We start from the raw sequence: 11,249 nt of genomic DNA on the forward strand, positions 1-11,249 counted from the left end.
GTGGATTATCTAAACGAACCGATAAGCCGGATGTTTCTGCCGAACGATGTCAGGTTTGTTGTGGTGAAGCTTTGACTGTTGCCGGGCTTTCCGCTGACGCCATCTCGGACAGCCAATCACGCACGGCGCCGTGCCGACTACGGGCGATAGCGATCTTTTTGCCGCAGCCCAGAACCAGATACCCGACTTCATTCAGGCTTTGAGCAATATCCACACACCGATTGGCAACCCAAAAGGACCGATGCACCTGTAGGCCATAGCATTCTGGCATTTGCGATAGGATGCCTTTGAACGTTGAACGCACCAGCACTTCTTTTTCATCTACACGCAGGGTGACATAGTGCTGCTGAGCCTGAACGAACAAAATGTCCTTGGCCAAAAAATTTTGCCCATTGGCGGACACTAAACCATTGGCCACAGGAACACGGGATTCCACTCTGCTATCCGGCTCGTCCTCGGGTTGCGGATCGCTGGCGCGCAGGCGGGCCAGATAAGGTGGAAAAACCCAAACGATTACGATCACTTCAATTCCAACGACGAGAAAGTACTGAGGCAGCAAAAGCGGCGAGTTTTCAAAGCTGAAAGACAGAAATGTACTGAAAACCATTGTCGTTGCGAATTGGGCAAACTGCATCGCCCCATACGCAATGGGAAAACATGTCAGCGGGGTGAAAAACCGTTTGATGCCCAGATATCGGCTGCAGAATGCTTCAAAAAGCAACATCAGCACCACCGAGCCCATATACCCCAGCAATCCGCACATCCAATAGATCGTGCGCCCCAGCCCGTTTAGCGGTTCAGCAAACAATGACGGCGTCGCACCAATGAGCAGCAGCATCAAAGCAGGCAGAAACATCAGGAAGTTTCTGGACAGGAAAAAACTAAGGACTTCGCTCAGGATCGCATCAACCGACATACCCGGCAATACGACAAACGAAAGCTTAGCCTGTTTCAAATCGTTATACACGTCTTGCGGTTTCATTCAGCCCTTGTTGCTCTGATCGCACTACTACCATCTATTTCGGCTTCGGCGCCTAGGCCCGACTGCCCACAGGTTCGGGCCCTGCGCAATCGGTTCCCCAATTTCGTTTCCAAACCCAATCAAGACCTAACCTAACGACCGCAAAATGGGCGCTTTGGTGGCGTTTTCTTAGGCTCAAAATTGCTGAAACCAGAGAAATATGGCGCAAATGGCGCAAAGCTGAGTGGGAAATGCCTATTTCCGCGTTGACGTCGCGGAAACCTAAAAGGGCGACCTCGCAAGGCCGCCCTCAAAAATTCTACTCCGACACTCTTACTCAGCCGCGATTGCGTCTTCGATCTTTTCTACGCGAATGGCCGAGAATTTGAACTCAGGGATTTTACCATAAGGGTCGATGGCCGAGTTGGTCAGGATATTCGCCGCCGCCTCAACATAGGCAAAGGGGATGAACACCATGTCCTCTGCAATCGCCCGGTCGGCACGCACCATGATCTCGATCGAGCCGCGACGGGTGGTCAGGCGAATGGTCTCGCCCGGTTCGATTCCCATCAGCTTTAGCTGACGTGGGTTCATCGAACAGTTGGCCTCTGGTTCAACCGCATCCAGCACCGTGGCCCGGCGGGTCATTGACCCTGTGTGCCAATGTTCAAGCTGACGACCCGTGGTGGCTATCATCGGATACTCCTCATCCGGCGCTTCATCCGGCTGGATCACACTGGCAGGAGTGAACTTGGCCCGCCCATCGGCACGAGGGAAGCCATCACCAAACACAATCGCTTGGCCCGGATCGGTCTCAGACAGCGACGGGTAGGTGATTGTTTCGGTCTCCAGCCGCTCCCAGGTGATGTTGTCGAGAGACTCCATCGTCAGCTTCATCTCGGCAAACACTTCGGACACATCCGAATAAGACCAGTTCAGACCAATGCGCTGCGCAAGTTCGACGGTGATTTTCCAATCCTCGCGCGCCTCGCCCGGAGGCGCCACAGCCGGACGCACTCGTTGTACCTGACGGTTGGTGTTCGACACGGTGCCGTTCTTTTCATACAGCGCCGAGGCAGGCAGGATGATGTCGGCGTAGTTCGCCGTTTCGGTCAGGAAGATGTCCTGCACAATCATCAACTCCAGCTTGGCCAGCGCGTCCCGCGCATGGCCTACATCGGGGTCGGACATGGCTGGGTTTTCACCCTGAATATACATGCCCTTGATATTGCCCGCATATGCTTGATCGATGATTTCAGTGACGGTCAGGCCTTTTTCGTTCGAGAAATCCTCAGATCCCCAGACCGAGGTGAACCTTGCCCGGATGTTGTCATCGGTCACCGTTTTGTAATCGGGCAGGAACATCGGGATCAGGCCCGCGTCCGACGCGCCCTGCACATTGTTCTGACCGCGCAGCGGGTGCAGGCCCGCGCCTGGTTTACCAACGTTGCCGGTCATCAACGCCAGCGAGATCAGGCAGCGCGAATTGTCGGTGCCGTGGATATGCTGACTGACACCCATACCCCAGAAAATAAGCCCGGCCTTGGCCTGTGCAAAGATGCGCGCCACGCGGCGCAGCTGATCAGGTTCGATACCGCAGATCGGCGCCATCGCTTCGGGGGTGAAGGCGCGCAGGTGCTCTTTTTCGGCTTCCCAGTTTTCGGTCCAGCGGTGGATGTACTGGCTGTCATAAAGCTCTTCTTCGACGATCACATTCATGATCGCATTCAGCATCGAGACATCAGCACCCGGACGGAATTGCAGCATTTCGTCCGCGAATTTGCGCATGCCGACGCCGCGCGGGTCCATCACGATCAGCTTGCCACCACGTTTGGTGAACTGCTTGAAATAGGTCGCCGCAACGGGATGGTTTTCGATCGGGTTAGCCCCGATGATGATCGCCACATCCGCGTTTTCGATCTCGTTAAACGTCGCGGTCACCGCGCCCGAGCCGACATTCTCGATCAGCGCCGCCACGGACGATGCATGGCACAGCCTTGTGCAGTGATCGACATTGTTGTGCTTGAAACCCTGACGGATGAATTTCTGGAACAGATAGGCCTCTTCGTTGGTGCATTTGGCCGAACCAAAGCCCGCAACATTGCGCGGGTCTTCGTCGCGCAGGGCTTTCAGCCTGGCGGCGGCCAGATCCATCGCCTCTTCCCAGCTCGCTTCGCGGAAATGGGTCGACAGATTCGACGGATCGACATTCAGCCCCTTCGCAGGCGCATCCTCTCGCCGGATCAGCGGTTTGGTCAGGCGGTGTGGGTGGTGGATGTAGTCAAAGCCAAAGCGGCCTTTCACGCACAAGCGGCCTTCGTTGGCCGGGCCGTTGATGCCTTCGACATACTTGACCTTGCCGTCCTTGACCTTCAGCGAGACCTTGCAGCCGACGCCGCAGAACGGGCAGACGCTTTCGGTCTCGGAATCATAATCCTTGCTGTCGCCCTGCTGCTTTTCGTCCAAAACAGTGGCTGGCATCAATGCACCGGTCGGACAGGCCTGAACGCATTCACCACAGGCCACACAAGTAGAATCGCCCATCGGGTCGTTCTGATCGAACACCACCTGCGCGGTGTGACCACGCCCGGCCATCCCGATCACATCATTTACCTGCACATCCCGGCAGGCGCGGACACAGAGGTTGCAGTTGATGCAAGCATCCAGATTAACCCGCATCGCGATATGGCTGTCATCCAGCAACGGGATTTTCCCAGGCTCTTTGGCCGGGAACCGGCTGTCGCTGACATCGTTCAGTTCGGCCATGTCCCAGAAATGGCTGGATTTGTCGTGGGCCACCTCGGGCTGATCGGCGACCAGCAATTCCATGACCATTGCGCGCGATTTCTCGGCACGGTCGCTGTCGGTTTTCACCACCATGCCGTCCGCCGCAGGGCGAATGCACGAAGCGACCAGCGTGCGCTCGCCCTCGACCTCGACCATGCAGGCGCGGCAGTTGCCGTCGGGTTTGTAACCCGGCTGGGGCTTGTGGCAGAGGTGCGGGATCGTGAACCCTTGCCCCTTGGCGGCTTCCCAGATGGTCCAGCCTTCGGGCACGGTGACGTCATTTCCGTTCAGGTTGAAGGTGACGGTCTTGGTTGGGCTTGCATCAAGCATGGCTCTGTCTCCCTCAGATTTCGTCAGCGAAATGTTTCATGACCAGGCGGATCGGGTTCGGGGCCGCCTGCCCCAGACCGCAGATCGAGGCATCGCCCATGACCTGACACAGGTCTTCCAGTAAATCCTGGTCCCACGTGTCAGCCTGCATCAGCTTAACCGCCTTTTCGCAGCCCGCCCGGCAGGGCGTGCATTGGCCACAGCTTTCATCCTCGAAAAACCGCAGCATATTCAGCGCCGCGTCGCGGGCAGTGTCCTGATCGGACAGCACCACCACGGCGGCCGACCCGATAAACGTACCCAGAGGTTGCAGCGTGTCGAAATCCAGCGGCACGTCGTCGATTGACGCAGGCAACAGGCCCGAAGACGGCCCGCCCGGTTGATAGGCTTTGAAAACGTGACCCTCGGCCATGCCACCAGCGGCCTCAATCACATCCAATATGGTCGATCCCGCAGGCAACAGATAGACGCCCGGCTGCGCCACCCGGCCCGAGACCGAATAGCTGCGCAGACCCGTGCGCCCATTCTTTTCCGTGCTGTTCAGCACTTGGGGCCCTTCGCGGCAGATTTTCGACACCCAATAGAGCGTCTCGACATTGTGCACCAAGGTCGGACGGTTAAAGACCCCAACCTGCGCCACAAACGGAGGCCGGTGACGCGGCAGGCCTTTCTTGCCTTCGATCGACTCGATCATCGCGGATTCTTCGCCGCATATATAGGCACCGGCGCCCCGGCGCAGATCGATATATCCCTTTTCAACCAGGCCAGCCTGTTCCAGAGCGGCAATCTCGCGGCGTAGAATTTCCTGCACCGCCGGATATTCATCGCGCATGTAGATAAAGCAGGTCTCGGCCTCTACCGCCCAGGCAGCTATCAGCATGCCTTCAAGGAAGACATGCGGCGTGCGTTCAAGGTAGTAGCGATCTTTGAACGTGCCAGGCTCGCCTTCATCGCCATTCACGGCCAGATAACGGGTGCCTTCGTTCATGCGAACGAAGCCCCATTTCTTGCCGGACGGGAAGCCAGCTCCACCCAGACCGCGCAAGCCCGAGGACAGGATGTCTTCCTGTACTTTCTCCCAATCACCGCTCTCGCGCAGCTCTTTCAGCTTGGCATAGCCGCCGTTTGCTTCATATGCCGCAAAGGTTTCATAGGCGGGCAAATGGGCGTGGGTATCATCCGCAGCAATCGCCGCCTGCACCTTTTCAGGAGTGGCATAGTCGATATGGTTATGCCCGATTTCCAGCACCGGCGCAGTATCGCAACGACCCATGCAAGGCGCACGCAGGACACGGACGTTGGAAGGATCAAGACCGTCTTCCAACGCCTTTTGCAACTGCTGGGCACCGGCCATTTCGCAGGACAGGGAATCGCAGACGCGGATGGTCAGCGCGGGCGGCGGGGCTTCATCCTCTTTCACCACATCGAAATGGGCATAGAAGGTGGCGGTCTCATATATCTCGGCCTGACCAATCCGCATCTCGACTGCAAGCGCGGCAATGTGGTCAGCGCTGATATGGCCGTGTTCGTCCTGAATCAGATGCAGAAATTCGATCAAAAGGTCGCGACGGCGGGGGCGATCCCCCAGCAAGCGCGCAATCTCGGCCGCCGCCTCATCCGTGAACTGACGGCCTTTGGGCGTGTGCCGCCCCTTGCCTTTACCTGACTTCCAGACGCCCTTTGGCGCGCCTGATGGCTTGGTATCTAATGGTGCCATGATGCCCTCCGATTCAGGCCCCGTGTCTCATCAGACTAGCATATCGTCAAATCGCATATTTCAATCGCACGATAACGACACCTTATCACCGCAAAGACGTCACCACCGCGCGCAGCGCTCCAACCGTTGGCAGTTCCGGATCGCGTGTCAGGGTCGCCAGACAGATAGGTTTGCTGACCACCGGATCGACCAAAGGCAGAACCTTTGTTCCCTTCAGATCCCCCAACGCCCGTACCAACACGCGTGGCACCACGGTGGCCGCCAATCCCTCACGCGCCATGACCATTGAGGCAGTGAACCCGCTGGTTTCCGCGACCACATGAGGATGCAGGCCCTGTTCGGCGAAAATCCGGTCCAATATGCGGCGGTTCTGCATCTGCGGTTCTAGCAGGCTGACCGGGAATTCGGAGACCCGCGCCCAGGGAATTGGCCCCGTTTCGTCTGTCATATGAGACGGGATCAACAGGACATAGGTTTCTTCATACAGCGACTGTACCTGCCGCAAATCGGTGCCGATACTGTCGCCATATGTGATGCCCGCATCCAGACTGCCTTCGTCCAGCCGATGTTGAATGGCCGTAGCCGACATCGTTTCGATCCGAGTGATGATGCGCGGATGCGCCTGCTGCAGACGCTTGATCAACCGGCCCGTAAAGGCGATTGCGGTCGGGATCACGCCCAGTATCAGAGTCCCCGTGATTTCCCCCTTTGCCGCCTGCACCTGCTGTTCCAAGGCCTTGGTGTCGTCCAGAATGCGCCGCGCTCGCTGGACGATCATCTCGCCCTCTTCGGTCAGGCCCTGAAACCGGTTGGCGCGGCGGACGATGGACACGCCCAACCGATCCTCTAGGTTGCGAATACGCATTGAAAACGCAGGCTGGGAAATCCCGCATTCCTCGGCTGCCTTTGCAAAATGCCGGTGCCGCGCCAAAGCGCTGAGCAGTTGCAGGTCGCGGATTTCGATCATGTGGCGGCATCACTCATATCAGGTCGGTGCCGACACTAGCGGAATTCCTTGGGATGAGGAAAGCGGGAGTTAAACCCGGCCCCTCAACTCCGCATTCAACATCATACGCCAAATGTTGCCACGCAATGTCTGAAGGACCCCGGCGCTTTGGCGGTGTTCCTCTTTTTGTAGCCCGCTACAGGTGATGCTGTTTGATATTTCTTCGCTCACCTCTGCGAGAATGAAACCACTGCAGGCCTGTTCGAGGCACACCCCCGGTGAGGCATTCCTCGAACAGGCTTTTCACGTCGCAACGTGGGATACATCTTTGTCTGGTGAGTATATGTCCAAGATGTTCCAATGTCCGGTCGTTGGTGTCGGGTTATTGATCATTGGGACATCAAGAACAGTGGGTTTGCCGCTGGCTATCGCCGCTTCCAATGCGGGCAACAGCTCGTCAGCAGCGCCCAGCCTGTGCCCCTCAGCGCCGTAGGCCCGTGCAATTTCTGCATAACCCGGTCCGTTGGCCGGCGCTTCGGCCGACCCTGGGAAGGTTGTACCATAGGTCAAACCGTAATGCGCCTTCTGAAGGCCCGCGATGGTGCCGAAGGCGTTGTTGTTCATAACCAGCCAGATGATACCCAGATCAAGTTCGACTGCTGTTGCGAGCATCGACGGATTTTGACCGAAACCGCCATCGCCGACCAGGCTGATCACCACACGATCAGGTGCTGCCAGCTTCGCGCCGATCGCGCCCGGAGGGCCAAAACCCATCGTCGCGAACCCGCCCGGGGTCAGGATTGAACCGGGCGTCAAAATGTCGAACTGTTGCCCCACACCGTTCTTGTTCCATCCGACATCCGTTGTGATGATTGCATCCTCGGGCAGAGCCTTGCGGGTATCTGCCAGAATACGCTCGGGCATCATCGGAAACGCTGATGAAGTGGCCATTTCCACATTGCGCGCTTTGAAGCCCATCCGGAAATCAGCAATCTTTTGTTCAACAGCGGGGCGCTTGAAACCGCCCGGATACATTTTGCGGGCAACCCGGTTGAGGACGCGCAACGCGGCCTTGGCATCCGCAACAACGCCGATCTCGGTGGGATAGTTCCGACCGATCTCCTGCGGCTCAATGTCGATATGAATGACCTTCGATCCGGGAATGTTGAACGTGTAGCCAGGGTACCAACTTGAACAATCAGCCTCTTTGAACCGAGTGCCCACGGCAAAGATGTAGTCCGCGTTCAGGCAGGACTGGTTGACCAATTCGGTGCCCCAAAACCCAGTCATTCCCAGCACAAGTGGATGGTCGTCCCGCAACGCGCCTTTCCCCATCAGGGAATGCGCGACTGGTAGGCCCATATGTTCAACGAATTCTCGCAACTCTTCGCTGGCCTGTGCCAGAAGAATACCACCACCGACATAAGCGACTGGGTTTTCGGCTTTAACCAACGCTTCGACAATCTCTCGCGCTGTCTCGTCGTCAATCGACGGTTTCTTGAGCGCGCGCGTGTTGTCGCGGATACGGTCGAAACTGTCCGCGGGGATCACCTCTGAGAAGATATCCATGGGGACATTGACCAGTACCGGTCCAGGCTGACCACTTTCGGCCAGATGGAACGCCTTCTCCAGTATCTCAGCCATCAGGTCTGCGCGGTCCACCCGCCAGGCGCGTTTGACAAAAGGCCGATAGATCTCCCACTGGGCGGCGTCTGCGTGCAGGTTAACCTCCTGATGCGGATGCTTGCCATAGTAATGTGTAGGAATGTCACCCGCGATCACGACCATGGGGATACAATCCAACGCCGCATTGGCGACCCCGGTGGCGCAATTAGTTAGTCCCGGGGAGAGATGGGACAGCACCACCGAGGCCTTGCCCGTCACGCGCGCATAAGCGTCCGCCGCGTGGCTAGCTATTTGTTCGTGTCGTACGGTGACGAAATCGATGGGACTTTCCGCCAGCGCAGCCAGAACCGCGATATTCGTGTGGCCGCACAGGCCGAATACGTGCTTGACCTCACGGCGTTCGAGAAAGTCAACGATGTGTTCGGCAACGGTTTTGCCTTCCAGTTTCGCTCCGTCCATCACGCGACCTCCTGTCCGTAGAACTCACCGAACAGCTCCGGCTCCGAAGGGCGATCCTCAGGCGTAGGACGACTGACCCAAGTGTAGTTCATCATATGTTTCATGGTGACGTTTTCATTGGTGATATTGCCGCCCCAGATGCCGCAGCCGAGGCTGCTGGTCATAGGCATGCCATTGGTCCAAGCACCAGCGTTGGCCTTGGACTGAGGCTGTCGAACCATCATGCGGCTGACCGGAGCCAGACGCGCCAACCGATCGATGTGATCGTCGTTGTGGCTATAAATCCCGCAAGAATGGCCCTTACCTCCGGTGTTGTAGATCTGGCTGACCGTTTCCAGCGCGTCATCGAAAGTGTCAAAGTGGTAAAGCGCCATCAGCGTGGTCAGTTTCTCCTTCGAGAACTTATGCTGCGGCCCGATTTGCCCCTGATTTTCAACCATCAGGAATTTGCGATCTTCTGGGACCCGGAAACCGGCGACTTTGGCCGTTTGCTGAGGCGGACAGGCGATGGTCGGGAACGTACGGTTTCCTTTCTCATCCCACATGGCTGCTTCAAGCATGGCCTTCTCTACGTCAGAACAAAGATAACCACCTTCGGCTTCAAGCGCCTTAACCATATCATCGTAAACCGAGCGCTGAATGATAATGTTGCCATCTGCCGAACAACCAGACCCAAAGTCAGACGTCTTTGAAATCCGTGTATTCTGGGCAGCGATATCCAGATCCGCAGTTTCATCAATGACTATAGACGAATTGCCTGCGCCGACACCGTAAGCCGGACGCCCTGAACTATAGGCCGCTTTGACCATCGGCTTCCCACCTGTGGCCAGCGTCAGATCACAAATCTCCATCAGGTGCTGGGTAAGAGGGATCGAAGGTTTGCGGATCGATTGGAACAAGTCTTCCGGGGCTCCTGCTGCTCGACAGGCTGCGCGCATAACCTCGACGATTTCATAGGTCGTGACTGCTGTGCGTGGATGCGGGCTGAAGATGACCGCATTACGGGCGTTAGCGGCGGAAACACCTGTCACCGGTGGTGTCATCGCCGGGTTTGTCATTGGGATCAGGGATGCGATCACACCCGCAGGCTTGGCGTATTTCACCAGGCCTTTTTCCTCATCAACCTCGACGATCCCAGTCGACGGGGTGCGCAGGACATCGCGCAGTACCATGTGTATTTTGAACCGCTTTGCAGGGCGTCCTTCGCGGTCACCAATGCCGCTTTCGTCCACCCCCTGCTGAGCCAATCGCGTAAAGGTTTTTTCGTTCCCCGCGTACCACGCTATGGCCTGAGACAGACGGTCCAGCCTGTCCTGTTCCCAATCCTCGATTTTGGCCATGGCCGCGCGGGCACGTTCCAACATATCAGCCGCCAGTCGGCGGTCGTCTTCAGTGAGCTCTTTGCCCATGATGATCCTCTTGGTGTTTTAGAATTGCTGCATTGGGCATGCGGCGCTGAGATCGCGCCTCACCGAATGTTCGCTTGGCGTGGCTCAGACAGCGACGCGCGTGCTCTTCGTATCCCAACTCGGCAACGCGGCTTTGGTTGGGTAGTTCAATGGAATAGTCGACAGGGGGCATCCGCTCGATGATGCCGGTGAAATCAATCCAACCTTCACCGGGATAAAGCCGCGCATCGCGGGCCAGTTGGATCATGCCCTCACGCGTATCCGCGATGCCTGGTAGACAGTCAGAGATATGCAGAAAGTGAAACAGGTCCGAAGGGACGTGCAGCAGTTCTCCCAGATCCACCCGGCTTAGGTGCAGATAAAGCGTATCGACCAGAATACCGCCATTCGGCTGATCGGAGGCGCGGACAATATCCAGCGCCTCGTCCAGTGTACGCAGGCGTGAAAAGCTGGGGAACTCCAGATCGACCGTCAGCCCGTAGGGCGCGGCCAGTTCGCAGGTCTCGGAATAGACGTCGATCAGGAAGTCGCGATCATCGCGGGTGTTGGTCCACGCGCTCATGATCATGCGCTTTGCACCAAGCTCTCCGCCTATTTCCAGAGAAGGTTCAAAACTGCGCGGGTCGACATCTTCGGTGATGCGCGCAAGCTCGACATCAAGAACTTTCAAGCCCGTCGTGGAAAGAGCGGTTTTGGTGGCCTGCACCTGTGCCTTGTCGATCGGGGATTGAGTAAACTCACCGGGCACATGCATCGGAATGAATCGCGGGCTGACGGCATCGTAACCGGCCCGGGCAGCAATGTAGACTAGCTCGGGCGGCGTGCAGCCGATCAGCGTCAGATGCGCCAAGGAATAGAGAGAGGGGCATGAGCCGGCCTCTTCGGGTTTCACCATGAACGACAGCTCCATACGTCTGCGAATCTAATTTTCATCATACTTAGTAAAAAATATCTGATATTTTTTAAAATATCAACTCTTAGCGGCTCGGCTTAAAGTGAAACCACCGGACGGGC

The 11,249-nt window shown here is 57.2% G+C and carries 7 protein-coding genes; all 7 read right to left on the reverse strand.

The annotated features are described in order from the left end of the window. Positions 1-49 precede the first annotated feature (49 nt). Positions 50-982 (reverse strand): LytTR family DNA-binding domain-containing protein, encoded by a 933-nt coding sequence (locus AC2FHX_RS07995; RefSeq protein ID WP_142640101.1) that lies wholly within the window; start codon positions 980-982, stop codon positions 50-52. 312 nt (positions 983-1,294) lie between these two features. After that, positions 1,295-4,078: a formate dehydrogenase subunit alpha gene (gene fdhF, locus AC2FHX_RS08000; RefSeq protein ID WP_496701090.1), complete on the reverse strand. Its 2,784-nt coding sequence runs from the start codon at positions 4,076-4,078 to the stop codon at positions 1,295-1,297. Between the two features lie 13 nt (positions 4,079-4,091). Beyond that, positions 4,092-5,795 (reverse strand): NAD(P)H-dependent oxidoreductase subunit E, encoded by a 1,704-nt coding sequence (locus AC2FHX_RS08005; protein WP_496701092.1) that lies wholly within the window; start codon positions 5,793-5,795, stop codon positions 4,092-4,094. A gap of 85 nt (positions 5,796-5,880) precedes the next feature. After that, on the reverse strand, positions 5,881-6,762 hold the full coding sequence (locus tag AC2FHX_RS08010; RefSeq protein WP_496701094.1) for a LysR family transcriptional regulator: 882 nt from the start codon (positions 6,760-6,762) through the stop codon (positions 5,881-5,883). Positions 6,763-7,044: 282 nt separating this feature from the next. Beyond that, positions 7,045-8,826 (reverse strand): thiamine pyrophosphate-binding protein, encoded by a 1,782-nt coding sequence (locus AC2FHX_RS08015; RefSeq protein ID WP_496701096.1) that lies wholly within the window; start codon positions 8,824-8,826, stop codon positions 7,045-7,047. Continuing rightward, a complete protein-coding gene (locus AC2FHX_RS08020; RefSeq protein WP_496701098.1) occupies positions 8,826-10,235 on the reverse strand; it encodes an aldehyde dehydrogenase family protein in 1,410 nt (469 codons plus the stop codon). The genes AC2FHX_RS08015 and AC2FHX_RS08020 overlap by 1 nt, the downstream gene beginning before the upstream one ends. Next, positions 10,216-11,145, reverse strand: coding sequence for a sugar phosphate isomerase/epimerase family protein (locus AC2FHX_RS08025; protein WP_496701099.1), 930 nt, complete (start codon positions 11,143-11,145; stop codon positions 10,216-10,218). Before AC2FHX_RS08025 ends, AC2FHX_RS08020 begins: the two co-directional genes overlap by 20 nt. Between the last annotated feature and the right edge of the window lie 104 nt (positions 11,146-11,249).

Source organism: Ruegeria sp. CDSC042 (assembly GCF_059610745.1).